At 70.6% G+C, this 20,845-nt stretch carries 15 protein-coding genes, 1 pseudogene and 3 CRISPR repeat arrays (1 of these 19 cut by a window edge); of the genes and pseudogenes, 2 read left to right on the top strand and 14 right to left on the bottom strand.

Annotation, left to right across the window (positions count from 1 at the left end):
- Position 1 precedes the first annotated feature (1 nt).
- The 5 genes from IE118_RS30300 to IE118_RS30280 are packed head-to-tail and all read right to left on the bottom strand — an operon-like array spanning position 2 to position 4,926.
- A complete protein-coding gene (locus IE118_RS30300; RefSeq protein WP_189561290.1) occupies positions 2–361 on the bottom strand; it encodes a hypothetical protein in 360 nt (119 codons plus the stop codon).
- Positions 358–3,060 (bottom strand): ATP-binding protein, encoded by a 2,703-nt coding sequence (locus tag IE118_RS30295; RefSeq protein ID WP_189561289.1) that lies wholly within the window; start codon positions 3,058–3,060, stop codon positions 358–360. Before IE118_RS30295 ends, IE118_RS30300 begins: the two co-directional genes overlap by 4 nt.
- Positions 3,057–3,653, bottom strand: a complete 597-nt coding sequence (locus IE118_RS30290; RefSeq protein WP_189561288.1) for a hypothetical protein — start codon at positions 3,651–3,653, stop codon at positions 3,057–3,059. Before IE118_RS30290 ends, IE118_RS30295 begins: the two co-directional genes overlap by 4 nt.
- Entirely contained in the window at positions 3,650–3,970 is a 321-nt protein-coding gene (locus IE118_RS30285) for a hypothetical protein (protein WP_373303251.1), read from the bottom strand. The genes IE118_RS30290 and IE118_RS30285 overlap by 4 nt, the downstream gene beginning before the upstream one ends.
- Before the next feature lie 17 nt (positions 3,971–3,987).
- Positions 3,988–4,926: a conjugal transfer protein gene (locus IE118_RS30280; protein WP_189561286.1), complete on the bottom strand. Its 939-nt coding sequence runs from the start codon at positions 4,924–4,926 to the stop codon at positions 3,988–3,990.
- 672 nt (positions 4,927–5,598) lie between these two features.
- On the opposite strand from IE118_RS30280, the pseudogene IE118_RS30275 reads away from it, so the two are divergent.
- Both IE118_RS30275 and IE118_RS30270 read left to right on the top strand, forming a co-directional pair.
- Positions 5,599–6,669, top strand: a pseudogene (locus IE118_RS30275) (hypothetical protein); the annotation flags it as partial.
- Positions 6,666–7,202 (top strand): hypothetical protein, encoded by a 537-nt coding sequence (locus tag IE118_RS30270; RefSeq protein WP_189561285.1) that lies wholly within the window; start codon positions 6,666–6,668, stop codon positions 7,200–7,202. The pseudogene IE118_RS30275 and the gene IE118_RS30270, both read left to right, overlap by 4 nt.
- Positions 7,203–7,632: 430 nt before the next feature.
- Here the strand turns inward: IE118_RS30270 and IE118_RS34235 are convergent, their stop codons facing one another.
- The 9 genes from IE118_RS34235 to cas3 all read right to left on the bottom strand — a co-directional run bounded on the left by IE118_RS34235 (position 7,633) and on the right by cas3 (position 20,457).
- Positions 7,633–7,872 carry a hypothetical protein gene (locus tag IE118_RS34235; RefSeq protein ID WP_229847009.1) on the bottom strand — a complete coding sequence of 80 codons (240 nt, stop codon included), beginning with the start codon at positions 7,870–7,872 and terminating at the stop codon, positions 7,633–7,635.
- Positions 7,873–8,357: 485 nt separating this feature from the next.
- A CRISPR array of direct repeats spans positions 8,358–8,875; the repeat unit is 29 nt; unit sequence GGGACCATCCCCGCGGGTGCGGGGAGCAG.
- Between the two features lie 91 nt (positions 8,876–8,966).
- Positions 8,967–11,009: direct repeats of the CRISPR family, unit length 29 nt; unit sequence GGGACCATCCCCGCGGGTGCGGGGAGCAG.
- Positions 11,010–11,101: 92 nt separating this feature from the next.
- Positions 11,102–11,464: a type I-E CRISPR-associated endoribonuclease Cas2e gene (gene cas2e / locus IE118_RS30260; RefSeq protein ID WP_189561284.1), complete on the bottom strand. Its 363-nt coding sequence runs from the start codon at positions 11,462–11,464 to the stop codon at positions 11,102–11,104.
- Positions 11,461–12,432: a type I-E CRISPR-associated endonuclease Cas1e gene (cas1e, locus tag IE118_RS30255; protein ID WP_189561283.1), complete on the bottom strand. Its 972-nt coding sequence runs from the start codon at positions 12,430–12,432 to the stop codon at positions 11,461–11,463. The genes cas2e and cas1e overlap by 4 nt, the downstream gene beginning before the upstream one ends.
- Positions 12,429–13,217 carry a type I-E CRISPR-associated protein Cas6/Cse3/CasE gene (cas6e, locus tag IE118_RS30250; RefSeq protein WP_189561282.1) on the bottom strand — a complete coding sequence of 263 codons (789 nt, stop codon included), beginning with the start codon at positions 13,215–13,217 and terminating at the stop codon, positions 12,429–12,431. Before cas6e ends, cas1e begins: the two co-directional genes overlap by 4 nt.
- Before the next feature lie 9 nt (positions 13,218–13,226).
- On the bottom strand, positions 13,227–13,961 hold the full coding sequence (cas5e, locus tag IE118_RS30245; protein WP_189561281.1) for a type I-E CRISPR-associated protein Cas5/CasD: 735 nt from the start codon (positions 13,959–13,961) through the stop codon (positions 13,227–13,229).
- Complete coding sequence (gene cas7e / locus IE118_RS30240; protein ID WP_189561280.1) at positions 13,958–15,154, bottom strand: type I-E CRISPR-associated protein Cas7/Cse4/CasC; 1,197 nt, start codon at positions 15,152–15,154, stop codon at positions 13,958–13,960. Before cas7e ends, cas5e begins: the two co-directional genes overlap by 4 nt.
- Positions 15,151–15,825 (bottom strand): type I-E CRISPR-associated protein Cse2/CasB, encoded by a 675-nt coding sequence (gene casB, locus IE118_RS30235; protein ID WP_189561279.1) that lies wholly within the window; start codon positions 15,823–15,825, stop codon positions 15,151–15,153. Before casB ends, cas7e begins: the two co-directional genes overlap by 4 nt.
- Positions 15,822–17,612, bottom strand: a complete 1,791-nt coding sequence (gene casA / locus IE118_RS30230; protein WP_189561278.1) for a type I-E CRISPR-associated protein Cse1/CasA — start codon at positions 17,610–17,612, stop codon at positions 15,822–15,824. The genes casB and casA overlap by 4 nt, the downstream gene beginning before the upstream one ends.
- A complete protein-coding gene (gene cas3, locus IE118_RS30225; protein ID WP_434100247.1) occupies positions 17,596–20,457 on the bottom strand; it encodes a CRISPR-associated helicase Cas3' in 2,862 nt (953 codons plus the stop codon). Before cas3 ends, casA begins: the two co-directional genes overlap by 17 nt.
- A 285-nt stretch (positions 20,458–20,742) precedes the next feature.
- Positions 20,743–20,845: direct repeats of the CRISPR family, unit length 29 nt; unit sequence CTGCTCCCCGCACCCGCGGGGATGGTCCC (it continues 1,391 nt past the right edge of the window).

Genomic DNA, 20,845 nt, shown 5'->3' with positions numbered 1-20,845 from the left:
GTCAGCGCTGCCCTCGTCCCGCCGCGGTCCGTCCCGACCACAGGACCAGGGCTGCAAGCCCCGCTGCGGCCGGTACCAGCTTCCACCCCGCCGTTTCGCTCGCGTCATGGTCCCCGGCGACGGCGGAGGCCGCAGTGCCGCGTTTGCAGTACTCCTTGGCCGGTCCCACGATCGGGCCGCACGGGTCGTGCCGGGCGGAGCGGTCCTCGGCGGCGAAGGCCTGCCCGGTGCGCGGCCACCATGCCTCCGGCAGGCTCACCGACAACACCAGAACGAGCACGCCGGCAGCCATGGCGGTGACGGTCAGCACGCTCGTGGCGGTGGCGATGCGCTGGGCGCGGCTGGGGGAGAAGGAGCTCATGCGATGGGTTCCTCTGGACGGCCACCTGAACGGTCACCAGCGGTGACGCCGGCAAGCGGCGCGGTTGCGGGAGTGGGGGCAGTGGTGCGGCGTCCTGGTGTGGTGCTGATGGATGTGGCGATACGCGCGATGCGGGGGATGACGGCCTTGACGCGGCCGGTGTTCTGCCGCGGGCAGGTCAGCAGGAACTCGCCCTCCCGGCCCTTCTGTCCGACCGGTGACAGGCCGGTGGTCACCAGCCGCAGCAGCTCCGGATCATTGGCGTCCAGGCCGACGAACTCCAGCCCACGCCGGGCGCGTGCGCGGTCAGTGGTGCGGGCCAGCGCCCGGTAAGCCATCAGTCCGCGGTCCGGGCCCAGTTCTTCGGCGTCGTGGGAGCCGGCGATCAGGCCGGCGCCGTGCTTGCGGCCGTCGTGGAGGATCTCGTGAACCAGCGCGGTGCCCTCCGCCGAGGAGGTGAGCCAGTACAGCTCGTCCAACACCACCGAGGTGAACCGCTCAGGGTCCTCGAACGCGGTCTGCCGGGCGATCGCCGCGATCAGGTAGAGCACGGCGCGGCCGATCAGCGCCTCCAGCGGCTGCTGGTGCAGCACCTCCGGCTTGTCGAACGCGGCCTTGGGCGGCAACTTCAGCCCCGTGGTCGTGATCACGATCATGTCGCAGGTGCTGGAGGCGTCCAGCCGCACCGGCGGCAGCGCGGGGTCGAACACCATCGCCGCCAGCGGATTGCTGGCCACCACCTTGATGAGGCCGGCCAGAGTGGCGGCCGCATCCTGCCGCTTGCCCGCCTTCCGCGTGGCCATCTCCTGGAGGACTTCCAGCACGCGGTGCATCGACGGCTGCTCGCTGGAGGCGGCCTGCTCCACGGCGTGGTGCAGTACCTCGCCGCTGGTGGACATCGGCCCGATGCCGAGTTGCAGCGTCAGATAGGACAGGGCGTAGTGACGCCCCTCAGGCCCGTCGAACATGCGCAGCGGGTCGATGGACACCTCCGCCTGGGCGGCGTCGATGATTTGACAGCGGCCCGCAGCGGCGCTGCGGGCGAAGGTCGCCCACTCGCGTACCGGAGTACGGTCGATGCAGATCGCGACCCCGCCGCGGGCCCACACCGCTTCGGCGATCAGCTTTTCCAGCACGCTCTTGCCGGCGCCGAGGTCACCGACGATGCCCATGGAAGCCGAGGCGTCCTGCTTCGGCGCATCCGCCACATTGATCATCACCGGGCGGGTCGTGCCGCAGTCCAGATCGAGCCCCAAGAACATGCCGGTGGGATCGCCCACCTCCGCGCTGGTGAAGGCGCCGCCCAAGGCCCAGTCCTCGGAGACCTGGTGCTGGGTGAACTCCCGCACCACCCCGGGCCGCACCGTGCCCGGCAGGCCCAGCATGAACAGGGCCTCCTGCAGGCCGGCCGGGCGCACCGCCCGGTAGTCGGCGCCGCCCAGCAGCGCCACCAGCGCCCGGGCGCGCGCGTCGCAGATCGCGGCGGTCGGCCCCCACACCGTGAGCACGGTGACCGACTGGACCTCGACCTCCACGCTGGTGCGGGACAGGCGGGCGTCCAGCTCGCCCAGATCCCGGGCGGCCTCCGTCAGCGAGGAGGGCATGCCGGTGGGGCGGGCGTCGTACTGGTCGGCCTGGTCGATCAGTTCGTTCTTCTTGCGCCGCACTTGATCGCGGGCCTTCTCCGCCGGCACCAGGGTGAGGTCCACGGTGTAGTCGACGGGAAAGTCCAAAGTCTCGAACTGGGCGAACAGGTCGGCGGCGTCCTGGCTGACCGCGGGCGGGCACTCGGCGAGCACCAGCTGCGCCTGGTAGCCCACTCCGGCATTGGACTCCACCTGCAGCCACCGCCTGCGCAGTGGGGACGATGCCTTGATCCGCCACCATGCCGTGCCGCCCGACCGGGTGATTCGGCCCGCGCTTTTCAGCTCGTCGACGTCGTCCAGCTCGGGGTCGATGCCGCCTTCCTGCAGGCGGACCTGGCCCAGGTCGGCATAGCTGGGGGAGTGCAGCACACCGGCGCGGAGCTGCCCGCCGTACAGCTTGCTCGTCTCGGCTTCGGCCAGCAGGGGCTCGGGCATACCGCGGTGCAGGGCGTGCTGGACCATCCATACGATCTCCGCCGGGCGGGCCGGGCGGAAGGCGACGCCGCCGGCGAGCGCGGCCTCCACACGACAGGCCTGCTCCCGGTAGGCGCTCACCTCACGCCGTGCCACCGGAGCGGTCCGCATGCCCAGCAGGGGGGCGAGGTGCGCCCACATCGCTCCCAGCGAGGCAGCCAGCTGACCACCCGCGGCATCGCTCTGCAGCGGCACCGCCAGCCACAGCGTGCGGCGGTGCATCTCCTGCTCCGCCAGCAGGTCCAGCGTGGCTTCGACGTTCTCCACCCACGGATGCGGACGACCGCCACCCACCTGCCCGGCAGGCTCAATGCCTTCGATCATGCGCAGGGCGATCTCCCCCGGATCGACCTGCGCGCACAGCCCGAACAAGCGTGGCGCTCCGGACAGCGAGCGCACCAGATGCGTGATCTTGGTGAGTTGTTCGTCGCGGACCGCGGCCGGCACGTAGGTTCCCTGCACGCTCTCCTCGCGCCGCCCGTTCTCATCCGGACCCGGGTGGAGCCGGTAGACGGCCCACACGCTGCCGTGCGTGGACCACACCAGGTGGCCTGCGATGTGACGGATCGGCACCCTCACCGCACACCCCCGCCCTGCTCGGCGAGCGCGAGCAACTGCTGTACCCCCGACATCGGCCCCACCGGTTCCTGGCGCGCAGGTGCCGCCTGGGGCCGCGGCGTGGGCGTGCGGGTCACCGAACTCCGGCGCGGCCTCCGGCCGGCAGTGCGCTGCGCAGTCTGATCCGATACGGCCGCAGGCGCGGAAGACGGGACAGCGTCGTGCTCGACGGTGGGGGCGTGCTCGAGGGTGAAGCCGCCCAGCAGGGCGCGGGAGGACCGGTCGCGGGCGGCGCGCCCACCGATCCGGCCGCCGTGCGGCTGCCAGGCCAGCAGCACCCAGCCCAGCGCGGCCTGCAGCGGAGCACGGCCCCCGATCTTCGGGCGGCGCGTCGCCCAGACGGCCAGCACCCATGCCACGATCGGTACCGGTCCCATCCATGACCACAGTGGGATCGTCTTGACCAGCAGGAAGCCGCCGCCCACGGCGACCGCGATCTGCGCCGGGGTGTAAGGGCCGAGCGGGATCTTCCAGTCGGCGACCTTTCCCAGCACCCACGGATGACGACGAGCCGAGGTGTAGAACCGCCCCACCCGCCCTGCGGCCGCGCTCACAGCGCACCTCCAGCGCCGGCGGAGTGCGCTCGAGTGAAGGGATCAGCACCGCGTGCGGGGCCGAGGATGGCAGGGGCGCCCTGGGCGGGGTTCTTCATCTCGTCCTCGAACATGTCCGCCAGGTCCTCGCGGGAGTTGTACAGCCCCAGCGCAATGATCATCAGCAGCAGGGCCCCGATCCCGGCCTTCAGGCTGAACTTCTGGATCATGATGACGACCACCAGCACGACCAGGCCGGCCTGCAGACCCTTGGTCGCCCAGTCCTCGAACATGCTGATCCAGCTGTCACCGAGGTCATCCAGCTGCCCGGCGAGCATCACACCGTGCACTCCCCTCACGACCGGCCCTCCTTCTGAGTAATTCCGGATGCCAGGGCTGCCACGTCCCACCGGCCCGAGCGGGCCTTGAGCTCCAGCTCGTAGGCCAGCGGCCACCGCCCGGCCTCGTCGCGGGCTTCTACCTGCGCCAGGACGCGGACTGCGGTTCCGTCGCCCGGTACCTTCTTTGCGGCTGCGGTGTCCTCGACGGCGAGGATCTGCCGGACGGTGACCGCGCTGTACGGGGCGGGGGAGACGGCCGACAGACGCACGCCGGGCGCGAGGTAGCGCTCCACCTCCCCGGCGCCGGCGAGGTAGGCGTCGAAGAACTGCCCGACCGTGGACGACAGCTCGCCCTTGGGGATGGTCACGCCGTAGGGCGACGTCGTCACCCCCGTCCGGCCCGGGGCGGCCACCACACCGGGCGTGCCGGGCACCGTGAACGAGCCGCCGTCGCCGGCGGCGGCCACCGGGACGGCGAAGTAGCGCACCGAGGCGTCCGCGTACTGCGCAGCCACCGTCACCCACCACCGGCCGGCCTCGTGCTGTGCACTGCGCACCGCGGTCACCGACTCCAGCCGCGCCTGCGCATCTTGCGCATCGGCGGCCCGGTCGGGTAGCTCGATGTCAGGCGCTAGCGACTGCGCAAGTCGGGCCTGCGCAGTGGCAGCGTCATTGGCGCTGCTGCGCAACCATGCAGCGAGGAACAGTTGCGCATAGCCGGACGGGTCGGTCGCGGCCGACGTGGTGCGCATCGTGGTGGGCTTGGCCTTCGGGACGGCCGCGACCGTGGTTGGGCCGGAGACCACCGCCACGCCCAGGGCGACGGGCCCGGCCGCGATTGCGGTGAACAGGGCCAGGCGCGACAGGCGTACTCGGCGGTGCATCTTCTCCAGCCGGACGCCCGCGGCCACCACAGCCGTCTCGGGTTCGGTGGCCTGCTTGCCAGGAGACATGGTCAAACTCCCAGGTCATCAACGTGTACGTGCTGACCTTGAGAAAACCCGCCGACCCCGACCAGACCACCGACCACGAAGACCCGACCACGGTCACGAACAGGACACAAAACCCGTGGTCGGGGTCATGGGCGGCCCGACCCTGAGACCGACCACGGTCTCAGGAAGGGCCGGGCACGGCCGAGCTCGCCGGGAGGGGGAGTCGGCCCCAGCGGACCGAACGGTTGCGCACAGGACGAGAGCGCTGGCGGATCGGACGATCTCTCAGGTGCCAGCTCAAGCAGGCCGATTGCGCAGGCGAGTGCGCGGGACCCCGCACTCATTGCGCAGGCGTCTGCGCCATCGGATGCCGTCACATGTTGCGCAACCGCGATTGCGCAGCCGTCCGCACCAGCGAAACCGCCATGGTCGGTCTCATGGTCGGGGTGGTCGGACTCGTGGTCGGCCCGACCACGAGAGCGACCACGGCAGCTTACGGCGCATGTTGCCCGATCGTGACCGGTGGTCGGGGCTGGTGGTCGGCCATCTGGTCGGGGGTGGCCGGTGAGCTGACGGCATGGATCTCGTCCCTGGCTCCCCACCCAGCGACCCTGGTCATCCTCCGGCGTCACGTTGTCCGCAGGACCTCAGCGGCGGCGGGCTCCCGGTGTGGAGAGGATCACGATGAGCCGCTTCGGCGCGGGGGTGCGGCGCGGCGCGATGGCGGCGGATCAGTTCACCCAGATCGCCAACGGCCTGTTCCACGACGGCCGGCTGTCGTTCAAGGCGAAGGGGATCTTCGGCTACATCTCCACGCACCGCGACGGCTGGCGCATGACCGTCACCGACCTGGCGCGCCGCGGCCGCGACGGCGCGGCAGCCGTCACAAGCGGGCTGAAGGAGCTGGAGAGCCACGGCTTCCTGCTGCGGGAACGCCAGCGCCGTCCCGACGGCACCCTGGGCGCGGCCGCGTACTGCATCACCGACCTGCCCGCCCTGCAAAACCCCAGCTCACAACCAGAGTCCGGTTATCCACCGGTGGATAAACCTACGTTGGCTCATCGCCCTACTAAGAACACCATGGGTAAGAAGACCAACCAGCAGAACACCAGACCCCTCCGTCCGTGCCGGCACGATGCTGCCGCGCGCACTCCCGGACGGACGGACCAGCCGCACCCGTCAGCAGCATCCGCTCCCGCGCCGTCGGCCGATGAGACGCATCCGGGAATCCGGCTGCTGCTGGAGATCGCAGCGAGCCGTCCCGAACTGCTGCTGACGGGCAAGGCACTGACCGACCAGGTCCGCGTGGTCATCGTGATGCTGGAATCCGGCTGGAGCGCCGCGCAACTGCGCCACGTCATCACCGGCTGGCCCCTGCCCCACCCGGTGCGCACCTCGGTCGGCGCGATCATCGCCGCCCGGCTGCGCACCGCCCAGGTCTACCCGCCGCCCGCCCTTACGGCCGGCCACCACCCCGACCTCCCGGCCAGGAAGCTGCTTCCTCGGCTGTCCCCTGACCGGTTGCCGGTGTCCGAGGCCCGCACCGTGCCCGAAGCGCTCACCTACCGGGCGCTTACGGAGTGCGCCGACTGCGGGCAGCCCCGCCACCGCCCCCGGCAACAACCGTTGCCCGGCCTGCCTGGGCTGTCCACCCTGCCGCACCTGCCCCGGCCCCACCCCCCGCCGCGCCCATCCCGAGGCGACGGCCGCTGCACCACCTGCCTCACCGCCCCGCTCCGCATCCCGGAAGGAACAGCCTCATGACCTGGCCGCATCACCCCACCCAGGCCACCGCCGATGTGTACCTGCTGTTCGCCCACGAGCCGTACTACCCAGGACCCGCCGCCCAAGAGGTCAACACCTCCGTGGTCCCGGCAGCCTCCCTGCTGCATCCCCACATACGGCAACCCGACGGCACCCGCATCCACGCCCTCCTCACCCGCGGCCGCCGCCCGGGCCACATCGTCCCGTTGGCCACCCTCACCCACGAACTGGGCGGCGGCGCCCACTGGCCCGCCATCGGCGACTGGGAAACAGTCACCACAGACCTGGTACGCCTGATCCGGTCCCGAAGCTGCGACGCCCTCAGCCTCGGCCTGCCGCCCCTCGCCCGGGCCCTGGTCTGCACCGGCCCCTACAGCCAGGTCCGCACCCACGACCCCGCCACCGGCCGCTCTGCGGTGTTCGGGCCGGCCGCTCGCCGCGAGGTTCTCGCCGCGATCGGCAGCCGACTGCTGCAGGCGGAAGCAGGCGTCCCCTTATGGCCCGGCGACGGCCTTCTCGCCCCCGCCAGGTGAGTTCGCTTCACCGACATCGAACACCTCGAGTTCGAGCTGTAGTCACCACCGCATCCTGCGCGAGCTCTGGACTGAGTAGAGACCAGGTTGACGAATCGCCCCGGGTAGGCCTCGCCAGTCCCTCGTGCCGCGTCAGCCTGTACCGTGCGTTAGCACGCCGGAACCATCCACTGCCGGGTTGTAACCAGACTGTCGTCGAGTAGTTCGTTGCGCCGGTTGTAGCACTGCGTGGTGCGAGAGTCCTTGTGATCGGCCTAGCGCTGCACCTTGTCCGGGCGAGCGTCCCTCTTCGCCAGGGCGTGCGTGATGGCCTCGACCTTGGTGCAGTGCGGACCGCGCAAGGGCAGTCCGGCGCGCTTTGCGAGGGACTGAAGCAGTCGCCATACGGCCGGTTCGTCGAGTTGGCCGCCGCTTGCCGTGTGCAGAACAGTCAGCCGGTGGTCCGGCCGTCGAGGTAGTCCTGGAGGGCGTCCCAGGCCACCGGCGGGATCGGCTGAACGCGCAGGGCGTCATCATCGGCGAGCAGCAGAACGTCACGCAGAACGACACCGCCGGCATCGACCCGAGCGCCTTTGTCCAGCTGGCCGGTTACGTTGGCCAGATCAGCAACACCTCGGGCATGCCCGAGGCGGATCGCGTGGAACTGGAGCGCGTCGCCCAGGAGCTCCACGACGAAGCCACGTCGTCGAACTCCCGAGCCGGGTCGGACGCGGCAGTTCACAAACCGGGTCAAGGCCATGCTGGCGGAGGCCGGGGCGACTGCCGCTGCGCAGGTCGGCATTCAGATGGCTGAGCAGGCCCTGAGTCGTTCTCGAGCCGGCGGGCATCGGCGGCGAGGGCCATATGGGAGCGCACCACGGTTCGGGTGGCCGGCACTGGTCCGATGACGCCTCGCTTGGCGGCGGTAACCGTGCATGCTGCCGACCGGGCGGTGCCGTACAAAGTTCGTTCGAGACGATGCGCCAGGACGCATCGGGACCATCCCCGCTGGTGCGGGGAGCGGTGGTGGTACGCCATGGATCCGGTGTCGCACCGGGGACCATCCCCGCGGGTGCGGGGCGCGGTCCGTCCCCGGCGGTTGCACGTCCGTCCGGCAAGGACCATCCCCGCGGGTGCGGGAGCAGCTTGCTTGGCCAGGTCCGCGCATTCGTCGTGGGGGACCATCCCCGCGCGTGCGGGGAGCAGCCGCCGGTCTTGTCGTGCCAGACGCTGAGGGCGGGACCATCCCCGCGGGTGCGGGGAGCAGCCGAGGGCGCGGAGGTCGGCGGCCTTGGCGTAGGGACCATCCCCGCGGGTGCGGGGAGCAGGAGGTCTGGTGGTTCCACGAGAGCCTGGGTGAGGGACCATCCCCGCGGGTGCGGGGAGCAGGTCCAGTCGGAGAGCGGGCCAAGCACGTTGAGGGGGCCATCCCCGTGGGTGCGGGGAGCAGTTCGATGCCGGGCCCTTCCAGTCGGGCAGCATGGGACCATCCCCGCGGGTGCGGGGAGCAGCCGAGGTAGACGACGCCCGTCGGCCGGGCGCCGGGACCATCCCCGCGGGTGCGGGGAGCAGGCGGGGAGGGCGCTCACGGGGTCACTCCTCGGGGGACCATCCCCGCGGGTGCGGGGAGCAGAGCTTCTGGGCCATCGCACCGGCGGTGTCGTCGGGACCATCCCCGCGGGTGCGGGGAGCAGAGGTGACCCCAACCGGTTCGGCACGCTATGAAGGGACCATCCCCGCGGGTGCGGGAGCAGACGGCCGTGTCCAGCGCGGAGCGCTCGATCTCGGGACCATCCCCGCGGGTGCGGGGAGCAGGCCCTCGCCTTCTGGGGACTCGACGGCTTCGTGGGACCATCCCCGCGGGTGCGGGGAGCAGGTCATCCACGGCTACGTGCCCCTCGACATGGAGGTACCATCCCCGCGGGTGCGGGGAGCAGGCCCTCGCCTTCTGGGGACTCGACGGCTTCGTGGGACCATCCCCGCGGGTGCGGGGAGCAGTCGTGGTCGGTCACGGCCTAGCACTCGCGGCAGGGACCATCCCCGCGGGTGCGGGGAGCAGGCCGAGGCGTGCGCCGACGTCGTCGCCGACGGGGGACCATCCCCGCGGGTGCGGGGAGCAGCTGCTTCGCGGCGACAGCTCGGCGCGGGCGACGGGACCATCCCCGCGGGTGAGGGGAGCAGGAGCCGTTGACCACTTCGAGGTCCCAGCGCCCGGGACCATCCCCGCGGGTGCGGGGAGCAGACGACGGTGGAGTCCAGGCCGCGAAACAGCTCGGGACCATCCCCGCGGGTGCGGGGAGCAGGCCCGCAAGTACATCGCCGACCTCACCGAACTGGGACCATCCCCGGGGGTGCGGGGAGCAGACCCGGCACCAGCCGGTAAAGGACGTCCATTGGGGACCATCCCCGCGGGTGCGGGGAGCAGGGAAGCGAGGCTGCACCAGTCGGTGATGCCTTGGGACCATCCCCGCGGGTGCGGGGAGCAGGCGCTGCGCCGGGCAGGCGTCGACCTGGGCGAGGGACCATCCCCGCGGGTGCGGGGAGCAGGTCGCGACCGTGGACGGCGGCCGGTGCTTGAGGGGACCATCCCCGCGGGTGCGGGGAGCAGTCCCGCACCGGCACGGCACGGAGACCGGACGCGGGACCATCCCCGCGGGTGCGGGGAGCAGCTCGGCCAACTCGACACCCTGGTGAAGCGCCCGGGACCATCCCCGCGGGTGCGGGGAGCAGACCCTGCGGGGAGCCGTACCGACACGACGGAGGGGACCATCCCCGCGGGTGCGGGGAGCAGCCCTGCCACAGCCGCACCCGCGTGGCGACCGTGGGACCATCCCCGCGGGTGCGGGGAGCAGTTCCCGCCGCCGGTCCAGTCGCCTTGGTAGGGGGGACCATCCCCGCGGGTGCGGGGAGCAGCCGTCTTGGGAACCCCTTGGGAACCCCCCTGGGGGACCATCCCCGCGGGTGCGGGGAGCAGCCTCGGCAGCAACTCGTGCGCGCCAATCGGTTGGGACCATCCCCGCGGGTGCGGGGAGCAGCAGTACTTCGACTCCTGGGGGCCCGCCCAGCCGGGACCATCCCCGCGGGTGCGGGGAGCAGGCTGCGGGCGAGCCCTGGGGCGCCGTGCCCGTGGGACCATCCCCGCGGGTGCGGGGAGCAGGCGGCACCGAACGCCCCGGGGAGCGGGGCGAGGGGACCATCCCCGCGGGTGCGGGGAGCAGCGGCAGTCGGTGAGACTGGTCCCGCGGGACCGGGGACCATCCCCGCGGGTGCGGGGAGCAGGACTACGCCGCCGCCGACGTGCGGGACGTGTGGGGACCATCCCCGCGGGTGCGGGGAGCAGATCGTCAACCTCGCCCAGGCGGGGCTAGCCCTGGGACCATCCCCGCGGGTGCGGGGAGCAGGAGGACCCCGCGCGGTGCCTGAAGGTCCACCCGGGACCATCCCCGCGGGTGCGGGGAGCAGTCGGTAAGCGCGTCGGAGGCGCGGTCCGCGTCGGGACCATCCCCGCGGGTGCGGGGAGCAGCTCACCGAAGAGGTCACCGAGGCCCTCGCTGAGGGACCATCCCCGCGGGTGCGGGGAGCAGGAGTACCGGCTGGAGGCCGCCTCCTGGTCGTCGGGACCATCCCCGCGGGTGCGGGGAGCAGCCGGTGACGGTGCCGGCGGGGAGGGGGGTGCCGGGACCATCCCCGCGGGTGCGGGGAGCAGCTGTGGCGCAACAGCGGCAGCAGCTGGGACCTGGGACCATCCCCGCGGGTGCGGGGAGCAGACCGGGACTCCACGAGGCGGGGTGGTTCAGCCGGGACCATCCCCGCGGGTGCGGGGAGCAGACTGGGTGACCTGCTGTTTTACTTGGGCCGGCAGCGGTTTTCGAGTACTTTCTCTGATTCCGGCATATGGGGTGTAAGGGGTTTCATGTGCATCAGCTTCTTCCGAAGCGTCGGCGTTTGGCAGCCCTGCTCCAGCCGGAGGGTGGGCCGCTTTGGGGGGCCGGCCCGGGTGGCGGTGCATTCGGGGCGGGGCGATGGATCAGAGTGACGCCTTCGTGGTCGGTCGGGTGCCAGGCGTGGTCGTGAGTGCGGAAGGTGAAGCCCTGCTCGTTGTCCGTGGTGTGGGCCAGTAGGGCGCGGCCCTGGCCTGCGTACTGCTGGACCTCTTCCCAGAGCACGTCGCGGATGCGGGCCGAGGGGTTGCCCACGAACACGCCTGCGGAGATCTCCAGCAGCCAGCGCGTGAGGAAGCCGCGTAATCCAGCGGGGCAGTTGGTGAGGACGATGACGGTCACCAGAGCTCGTCTCCGTAGTCCTGGTCGGGGCCGTCGTAGTTGACGCCGGAGGCGACGTGGTGGCCGCGGTCGCTCTGCAGCGTGACCACGTCCCGATCGCCGCCGGGGGCGGGGGATCCGGCCGCCTCCGGTATCAGGAGGTGTTTGATGTCGTCGACGCACCGGTTCAGCAGGGACGTCTCGTTGATGCGGTCCCGCAGTGCCCGCCGAGTGCGGGAACCGACGTCCTCCTCATCCTCTGCGGCCACGTCGAAGGCGACCGGGATGCCGATTTCCGTCTTGTAGAGGTCGGCAATGTCCAGGACGAAGGACAGCTCGTGGCCGGAGTGGACGAAACCGAGGGCCGGGCTGCACCCCAGCGAGGTGACGACGGCATGGGCGATGCCGTACATGCATTGAGCGGCGGCGGTGATGGCCTGGTTGACGGCGTCGCCGCTGGTGAAGTCACCGGGAACATAGCGACGGCCCCGCCAGGAGACGCCTGTGCGGGCGGCTTCGGCTCGATAGCAGTCCTTGACCCGTCTTCCTTCCCGGCCGAGAAGCTCGTGCCGGGTGAGGCCGGCGGGGTCCTCGTCGGGGAAGCGCATCCGGTACATCGCGCGTGCCACGGCGAGGCGGCTGCGGGGGTTGGCCCACTGGCGGGCCTGGGCTTCCATGAGGGTGGAGGAGCGGCTGAGGGCGCGGCCGGAGGCGTAGTAGCGCACGCCATGTTCACCCACCCAGCAGACGGCGGCGCCGGTCTCGCCGAGCACGCTCATGGCCTGGTGGGTGACGCGTGTTCCGGGGCCGAGGAGGAGGGTGCCGATGGTCGCCGACGGGATGTGGGTGGTGCCTTCCGCGTCCTGGGCGGTGATGGCGTTGGCGTCGCGGTGGACCGTGCAGCGTTCCAGGTAGACGAAGGAGAGACGTTCGTCAGTGCGAGTGAGCTGCCGGGGCGTGAGTGCCGGGCGTCGGGAGACGGTGCTCATGGGCCTTGCAGGTCGGGCTGTGCGACCGGTGCCAGGGTGAGGAGGCCGCAGCCGTACGCTCTGGCCCGGCCGACGCCCTGGGTGAGGGTACGGCGCATCAGGGCGGGGTCGGTGACTTCCAGGCGTCCTTCGAAGGTGACGGTGACGACGGTGACTGGCTTGTCCCGACGGCCGCCGGAGGCACGGGACTTGTCGAAGGAGAGGGACCGCGAGTCCCGTACGGCCAGCTCGTACCGGTCACCGGGGTGAGGCCGCTTCTGATGGGTGGTGCCCTCGGGCAGGAGCCGCCGGTTCACGGGTTTCTCGCAGACGCGGAAGCCGAGGCGCTTTTGCCGTTCCTCGTCGAGCAGCCAGCCCATCTGGTGGACGGGGGTGAGGTGGGCGGTGAGTTTGCGGGGTTCGCCCTCCTTGCGGCGGATGGTGTGGACGGGGTTTGCGGTCAGGCGGAACGCCCAGCGCTGGCCGGTGGTCAGCCGGTCGAGGAGCGGGGTGTAGGGGCGGGTGTGCCAACCGGGGTCCTCGGGGCCGGCGACGGCGGGCCATCCGGCCTGCTCGACCAGGTGCGTCAGGTCGGGACGGTCGGGGCTGACCACGTACAGCAGCACTTCGGCACGGGCTTGCTGGTCCAGGCGCCACAGCACGCGCGGTGCATCGGGCGCCGGGCTGTCGGAGGGCAGGATGTGCGGGAAGGACGACATGACGGCCGCGTGCATGGCCTGGGGCGAGGACAGCAGGCGGCGGGCGCCGGGCCGCGCGGTGTTGACGCGGAAGCGGGAGAGGAACATCAGGCGCTCTCAATTCTCCAGGACATCCAGGGCGGCGAACGGATCGTGTGCCTTTTGTGGGCTGGTGCCGTCCGACGGAATCGGAGTGGACACGGGGTCGGTGACGACGGTGCGCAGCGCGTGGCGCCGGTGGGCGGCGTCGAAGCTGACCGGCTGGTCACGCAGGACGTCCGCCGTCGCGGTGGACTCGTCGGCGGCCGTCTCGCGCAAGACGGTCAGGGTCTGCGGGGCCTGGTGACGTCTGCGGTACCAGGGGGAGGCCTGCCAGGGCACGCTCGCCATGACGTCCTCGAGGCGGGCTTCCTCGTACAGTCCGAGGTCGACCGGTTCGGAGGGCGGGCACGAACGCCGGCCGAGATAGGGCGGGTACACCGGTGTGCGCAGGGCGTCGCGCAGACCGGTGAGCAGTGCGTGGTCGCCCTCGACGGCGGCGACGAAGACGGCGTCGGCGAGGTAGAACCGCTCGGACAGGGGCATGGACGCGCCGGTCACCGCGTGGTGGGCGGTGTGGAAGTCCCGGATGCGGGTGCCGGGCTGATCCATGCGGACGGCGAACCGGAGCGCGGCCAGCGGGGCGAGGCGCGTGTCGTCGCCGCGCTCGATGCCGGCCGCTGCAGCGAGCAGGCCGATGACGCCGCTCTTGGTCGGGGCCGATTCGGTGGTGCGGCGGGTGAAACGGGAGGAGGCCCCCCAGGACTGCAGGGGGCCTGCCAGGCGGAGGGCGAGCACGCTCGTGCGGCTCATGCGGGCTTCTCCAGGCGTTCCGCGACGGCCTGGCCGACCGCGGCGGCGAGTTCGCTCAGCGTGCCGGCCTCGGTACCGAGATCGGCAAGCTTCTGCGTGGCGGGACCGACACGCAGAACCCAGGTGAGGGTGGTCTGCGGGTCGCCGTAGGCCCGCTCGACATCGGAGGCGTAGGCGGCGAGCCGGTCCGCGGCCTCGCGCAGGTGCCCGCCCCCGTCGCTGCGGACCGGGTCTTCGAAGGCGGCGACGCAGCTGATCGGCCGGGTGGTGCGAAGCTTGACGACCACGGCGTCGGGCTCGGTGTGATGCCCGAAGGTGTTGATCTTCCCCGTGGGCAGGGAGGAGACAAATGCTTGCACGAACGCTTCGACGGCGCGGCGTACCGGCTCGGTGGGCGGCTCCTCGTCACGCAGGCCCTGGCCGAGGTTGGCGGCGAGCTGGTGCACACCGAGGGCGGCGTAGCGGTAGAGGGTGGCGGAGTTGAAGTCGACGGTGCCGATCATGCCGGCGCCGGTCTCCTCGTCGGTGTTCTCGTCGTCGACGGCGGTGTAGTAGTCGGACTCGTTATCAACTCGGTGGACGCTGAGGGCGTGTGCGACCTGCACGGCGGCGTCGACGTTGATGTCGGCGACGTCGGCGACCATCCGGCCGAAAAGGGCGATGTCCACGGAGTGACGCGTGTCCGCGAGCTCCCGGGCCCGGGCCTTGTTCTCCTTGGTCTTGAAGAACGCCGTGATGTCGGCGGCACCGTCGAGAGCGAGGCGGGCCAGGCCGTCGAGCTGCCGGGAGCTCAGGAAGACCAGGTACTTGCTCTCGGGGGCGGGGGAGGGGCTCCCGTCCTTCTTCGCTTGGTCGGCCTTCCGCTTGGGAACCTCGGTCTTGAAACCGGCGGCCTTGACCGTCTCGTCGGCGAGCCTGAGCGCCGTCTCCTGCTCGAGGGAATCATCGAGCCCGGTGATCCGGTCGGCCAGGAGTTCCACGATCTTCTTGGTCCGCACGCCCAGCTCGGCGGGGTCGAGCAGATGCTCGTCCTTGAAGTAGGTTCGGATGGCCCGCTTCCACGCCTGGCTGGAGACCCGGGCGCGAGGGACTCCACCGTAGACGGCCGTCTTGGGCGCGCCCGTGTCGTCCCGGTTGAGATTGCTGGGCGGGACGGTCTGCAGGGCGTGCACGTCCAGGAAAATGCGGTTCACGAGGCGTCCTTGTCGGTGTCCGGGCTGATGTTCTCGTCGGAGGCCGGCCGAGGCCGCCGCTGCTCGTGGAAGGAGCGGCCCCATCGGCGGCGGACGGCGGCGGGGCCGTCAGGCCACTGCCAGAGGTAGAGCTGGCCGGCGAGGAGGGCGTAGTCGAGCGGGATGTCCTCGCGTCGCAGCAGCGCGACGATGTCGCGCAGCCGCTGGGTGAGGGAGACGAGGTCGGGGGCGGTACCCGCGCGGACCAGGCGCTTGCGGACGGGTTCGTCGACGCCGTCCGCCGGCATCAGACGCCGGACCGCAGCTCCCAGGCCACCCGGCCGCTCCCGGGTGTGCCGACGGTGCATCGGTGCGCCGCGCGACTGCTGGTGGAAAGCCCACAGGGTGAGGGCCGCGTGCAGCGCGTTCTCGGCACACACCAACTCCTGCTCGCCCAGCGTCCGCGTTCCCGCTGCCGAAGTGTGGAGCCCGTCGGTGTCGATCAGGTTCCACAGGTCGGGCATCTCACCCGCCTCACGACCTGCGCCGCGACGCAGGCGGGCCAGAGCGGCGACGGCTTGGGACCTGTCGTTGAGGTAGCCCTCCTGCCAGGAGCCGATGAGCGTGGCGGTGAGCTCCGCGACCCGCTGGTGGACCGGAGCTGCAGCGGGCGGGGCGGATGCGGATGTCATACGTACACCTCCGGGTCGGTCGGGACGTCATCGGTTTCCGGCAGACCGGCCGGTCCCGGCGTGTGCGGACCGTCGCCGCCGGAGGTGGCGTCTCCTTCGTCGGAGCCCGGGGAGCCCGGGGAGCCCGGGGAGCCAGGAGAACCGGGAGAGCCGGGGTCGCCCAGCGCTTTGGCCAGTCGCCCCCTAAACCACACGTCGGCCAGGCTCGCGTTCAGCCAGTGGGTGCCGCCCTTGTTGTCGATGTGCGTCCGGCCTTCCCAGGCCGCGTCACCCGCAGCGGCGATGAGGCGGTCACCGACACGTCCCACTATCTGCCGTACCTGGCGCTGCCACGTGTGCCGGTGCTCGAAGGGATCGACAGCCTCCGCCATGGCGGACAGCCAGTCGCGGTACGGATGGTCCAGCGAGTCGAACCCTTCGGCACGGGCCGCGGACTTCGGCCCCTCCTCCTCGGATCCGGTAGCTCGGGCCAAGTCGGCCGCGAGGTCACCCAGGGCCCGCACCGCCCGGTCGGCGTCCTCCGCCGCGGAGATGGCCTGTTGGGCGTACGTGGGGTCCTGCGCGTGCAGTAGGACGACCGGCATCACCAAGCGGTCATCGACTACCTCGTCGACCACGGACTGCTGGGTTCCGTATCTGACGCCCGCAACCCGGGCACGGACGAGGAAACGGCGGGAGAGGTGGCCTTCGGTCACCAGCCGTGCGACCCACTCAAGGATCCGCGGCCGCAGACGAGAGGGTCCCTCGGTGCCGCCGGTTTCCTCCAGCCGGTCGGCAAGGAGCGCGGCGATACCCCGCCAGGCCGAACGGGCCGGATCACGTTCCAGAGGCAGGTACACACGTGACTGCCCCAGCTTCTTCTCCTGCGCGGGACTGCGCCGCCACGGAGTCATCGGCTCGAGGCGGTGCATGTTCCGCCAGGCGAGCGGATCACCGTAACCGAGGACGACTCCGTGGACGCCCTCCACGTTGTGGTGCAGGCGTACCCGGCGCGACTGCCAGGTGTACAGGTCACGCAGACCGGTCGCGGAACGCCCGTCGGAGCCCGGACCGCAGGGCTCGCGGCGCCAGGCCGGCCGGTCGTCGGGGGAGAAGTCGAGCTCTTCGGTGTCCGCCGCCACGAGGTTGAGCAGCAGGGTCTTGCGCAGTGTGTCGCCCTCCACGAAGACGCCACCCAGCCCGCCCGCCCAGCCGGTACCGAGCGGATACACCTTGCCGCCCTTGACCCGGTCGTCGTCGACCATGCCGGACTTGATGCCGGAGGTGTCGTAAGCGTGGACGTGGACGACCCAGCGGGCGGCCTCGGCGAAGCTCAGTCGGCTCACGTCCGGTAACCGCGCGCTGAAGAACGGCTCACCGGCAGGCACGTCGGCCACGATCCGGTTGAGGGAGAAGACCTCGTCCTTCGCCGTGCGCAGGCCGGGGGTCTGGAGGAACGGTGTGACCGGGTGGAGAAGGTCGAACCGCTCGCGGTGCTCCTCCAGGTAGGCCCCAACGGAAGCGAAACAGTCCGGATCCTCCCACAGCTCCGCCCACTCCTCGATGTCGCCCGGGCCGTCCAGGGCGTCGTGAGCGACTGCCAGCAGGAGACGGACCAGGGCGAATTCCTGGGTCGCCAGATCACCCAACACGCGCCGCAGCTCACCGGCTTGGGCAAAGACCTGATCCAGCGACAGCTCATCCTGGGAGCCGTCACTGCGCAGTACCTGGATCCACGGCCGGCTGGTCAGATCGAAGGACAGCACCTCGCCCGTACCGGCACCAGGTAATTCAGTCGTCTGCGTCACGGGTCACCTCAAGACCGTCTTCAGGGCTGTACCGGAGCGAGAATCCTGCCAGCCGGGTCTGACAGTCCTCGTCGAGAGCGAGAATCAGCTGGTCGGACAGCCAAGGGCTGTCCTTGCCCTGCCACTTGCGTAGATACAGCTGCTCCAGTTCCTCGATGGCCTGGTCCATGGTCTCGCCGGAAAACTGCAGGGGGAGCCGCAGTCCGCAGCTCGCGGCGGTACGGGCCGCGAATGGCGTCGGCGTCGCGTCCTGCGGAAGCTCGACGCCGGCGCGTGGCCGCATCCTGCGGTCCGGCTTGAGCCATGGCAGGGTCGCGAGGCTTCCGTCATCGCGCCTCTGTACGACAACGACCTCCAGGCTGTCCCGGCTGTCGCGGACCTGAGCACGCCCGGTGGGGGTGTCGTCTGTGTCTCCCACCCCGGCGGCCACCCAGCCGAATAGCGGGCGCCCCGGTTTGCCGACGTCCCCCAGACGGAACACCGCAGCACGACCGGCCTGGTCGTCGCGGTGCCGCTCGAACTGCTCGCCAGCCTCCTTCATCACCTCTTGCCAGTCCTTCGGCCCGACCGGCCCTTCCCCGTACGCACTCTGCACGAGCGGGCTGATGTCCGCCGGGAGCTCCACCGGCCGCTGGGTCCCGCCCTCGAGGTGAGGACGCAGTACCGCGGCCGATCGCAGCAGGGCGTACCGTCCGTAGACCGCAACCGACCCCCGCGCCGGAACGGGTACGTCCGCCGTCCATTCCACCCCGGTCACCAGGCAGCGCGCGGTCCGCAGTCGTGCAGGCCGCCTTTCCTGGTCCTGCCCGCGTTGGTGCCGGTGCAGGCGACCCATGCGCTGCAGCAGCAGGTCGACGGGGCACAGGTCGCTGACCAGCAGGTCGAAGTCGACGTCCAGGGACTGCTCGGCGACCTGGCTGGCCACCACGATGTGCCGGCCCGTGGGCCTGGCGTCCGTCTTCTCCGGAGGCCCGAAGAGACGGAGCAGTGTGCTGTCCTTGTCTGCCCGGTCGAGATCGACGAAGCACGAGTGGGCGACGGTCACGCTCTCAGCGCCGAACCTGTCGCGCAGGGCCCGAGCTGTCGTCAGTACTCGCCTGACCGTGTTCCGGACCACCAGGACGCACCCACCGTCGGCCAGCTCGTCCTCCAGCCGACCGGCGAGGACGTCCAAATCGTCGGAGAGGCGCTCCACCTGCACGGTTGTCGATCGGGCTGATGCCCGCGGGCGGCGGACCTGTGGTGTCCCTCCTGGAGGGACGGCGGTCAGCAGGGGGTAGGCGTCCGGCGTGCCCTCATCCCACTGGGTCTCCGCAACGGCCTGGCCGGCGTAGGCCTCGACGAGCTCACGTCTGCGCGAGGCCGGCAGGGTGGCGGACAGCACTACTACCGGCACCCGGTACGCACCCAGCCAGGAGAGCACGCGGTCCAGGTACACACTCATGTACGTGTCGTAGGCGTGTGCCTCGTCGATGACGACGACCTTCCCGGCAACAGCGAGATGACGGAGCGCCAGGTGCCTGCTCTTCAGCCCGGCGAACAGCAACTGGTCGATGGTGCCCGCGACGAACGAGGCCAGCATGGCCTTCTTGCGGCCACGCAGCCAGGCATGTGCCACGAGCTCGGAACTGGCGCGGTGCCGTTCGTCCAACTTCTGCCTCGACGCAGGCGTCGTTTCGTCCACGCCAACGGCGGCAACCCGTCCCGTACGGGCCATCAAGCCGGCGAAGTCCTCGTTGAGAGCCGCTTTGGAATGGGCCAGATGCACTGAGTGGCGTGTGTCCGCCACGCCTGGCAACCGGTTCAGCCAGTCGAGCAGGCGGGGAAACATGGCGTTGCCGGTGGCCATGGTGGGGAGAGCGAAGAACACCCCACCCGCACCCGAGCGTGCGGCGAAGATCTCGGCAACAGCGAGCGCCGCCTCCGTCTTCCCCTCACCCATCGGTGCCTCGACGATCATCAGACCGGGCGTCTCCATCTCCCGGGCGAGTTCCACAGCCGCTTCCTGAACAGGACGCACTTGCGCCCCAGCAGGCAGCGCGAAGCGAGACGTGAACAGCTCCGGGGCACTTGCGTCCGGCTCTTCGGCCCGCCAGGGGGCGGGCAGGTCCAGCCCTTGCCAGGCAGCTGCGAGACGGAGCTGGTCGTTGTCTGACGCGCCCTCGGGGAAGTACGGAAAGAGGTCCGGGTTGCTGGCGATCCAATCGGAGACGATGACCAGCGCGGCAAGAAGCACTTGCACTGGCTGCGGCAACCTGACCCGCCGCCATTCATCCAGCCTCTCGGTCACACCGAAACGTTCGGCGCAGGCATCCAGCAACTCGGTCTGCACCTGCCGCCAGACGCGGCTGCTCACACCAGGAGTGCGCAACAATTCCTCATGTCCGTACAGGGTCTTGATCTGTCCGTGCTCGGGCGGCACTCCGTGATGCCCGCCCACAGCTACCGTGAACTGACCGGTCCGAGCAGACGCCCACCCGTGTCGTTCCTCCAGCCATTCCCCCAGCAGAACCTGCCCTGCCAGACCGTGCGGCGCGATCCGGCGATCCGGCCCCATCGCCTTCGCTGAGCGCATCTCCAGCCCTCGGTCGCGCATCGTGCTAGCGAGCTGATCCACCTGGCAGGCGAACGCCGGAGTGGCCTTGCCGATGTCATGCACTCCGGCGAGCCATACGGCGAGGGCACGGCCGTCCGGCTCGCCGTGCGGCAACGCCTCGGCGACCAGCCTCCGTACCCCTATGGGGAGCCACTGGTCCCACAACAGGCCGGCCACTGCGGCACTGTCCTCCATATGCCGCCACAACGGCAACCAGCTGTCGCTACGGCAATCGTGCTTGGCCCACACGGACCGAGCCGACTCCCCAAGCCGACTCAACAGATCCGGACGAGCACTCCCCCCAACGCTCATGTGCGATTCATACAGGGAAAGGTCGGCTCCGCACGCCAATATGAGCAGATAGGACTGTTCGCAGAAGAAGCTGCGTCCCCAAGACGTATGATGATCGGCTTGCTGTTGAACTGGTGAGAGATGCCCTACGAGATTAATTGCCGCTACATGTCCCATTTGTCGAAATCTGCAAACGTTACTGTAAGTGCGCTGCGGCGGCGATAAACATGCAGGTCAAACAGTCTGCTCCCCGCACCCGCGGGGATGGTCCCTCGGCAGCGATATACGCGACCATCGCCTCATCCTGCTCCCCGCACCCGCGGGGATGGTCCCTGATCCCTGGGCG

It is taken from the genome of Streptomyces pilosus, from assembly GCF_014649835.1.
GTDB classification, from domain to species: domain Bacteria; phylum Actinomycetota; class Actinomycetes; order Streptomycetales; family Streptomycetaceae; genus Streptomyces; species Streptomyces pilosus.
Note: the sequence above shows the minus strand (reverse complement) of the source record. Positions and strands in the feature narration are given on the sequence as shown.

What these genes read in the sequence shown, in the direction of transcription:
- IE118_RS30300 (WP_189561290.1), bottom strand. Translation starts at nt 361, where the DNA reads ATGAGCTCCTTCTCCCCCAGCCGCGCCCAGCGCATCGCCACCGCCACG.
- IE118_RS30285 (WP_373303251.1), bottom strand. Translation starts at nt 3,970, where the DNA reads ATGCTCGCCGGGCAGCTGGATGACCTCGGTGACAGCTGGATCAGCATG.
- IE118_RS30280 (WP_189561286.1), bottom strand. Translation starts at nt 4,926, where the DNA reads ATGTCTCCTGGCAAGCAGGCCACCGAACCCGAGACGGCTGTGGTGGCC.
- IE118_RS30270 (WP_189561285.1), top strand. Translation starts at nt 6,666, where the DNA reads ATGACCTGGCCGCATCACCCCACCCAGGCCACCGCCGATGTGTACCTG.
- cas1e (WP_189561283.1), bottom strand. Translation starts at nt 12,432, where the DNA reads ATGAGCACCGTCTCCCGACGCCCGGCACTCACGCCCCGGCAGCTCACT.
- cas6e (WP_189561282.1), bottom strand. Translation starts at nt 13,217, where the DNA reads ATGTTCCTCTCCCGCTTCCGCGTCAACACCGCGCGGCCCGGCGCCCGC.
- cas5e (WP_189561281.1), bottom strand. Translation starts at nt 13,961, where the DNA reads ATGAGCCGCACGAGCGTGCTCGCCCTCCGCCTGGCAGGCCCCCTGCAG.
- casB (WP_189561279.1), bottom strand. Translation starts at nt 15,825, where the DNA reads ATGACATCCGCATCCGCCCCGCCCGCTGCAGCTCCGGTCCACCAGCGG.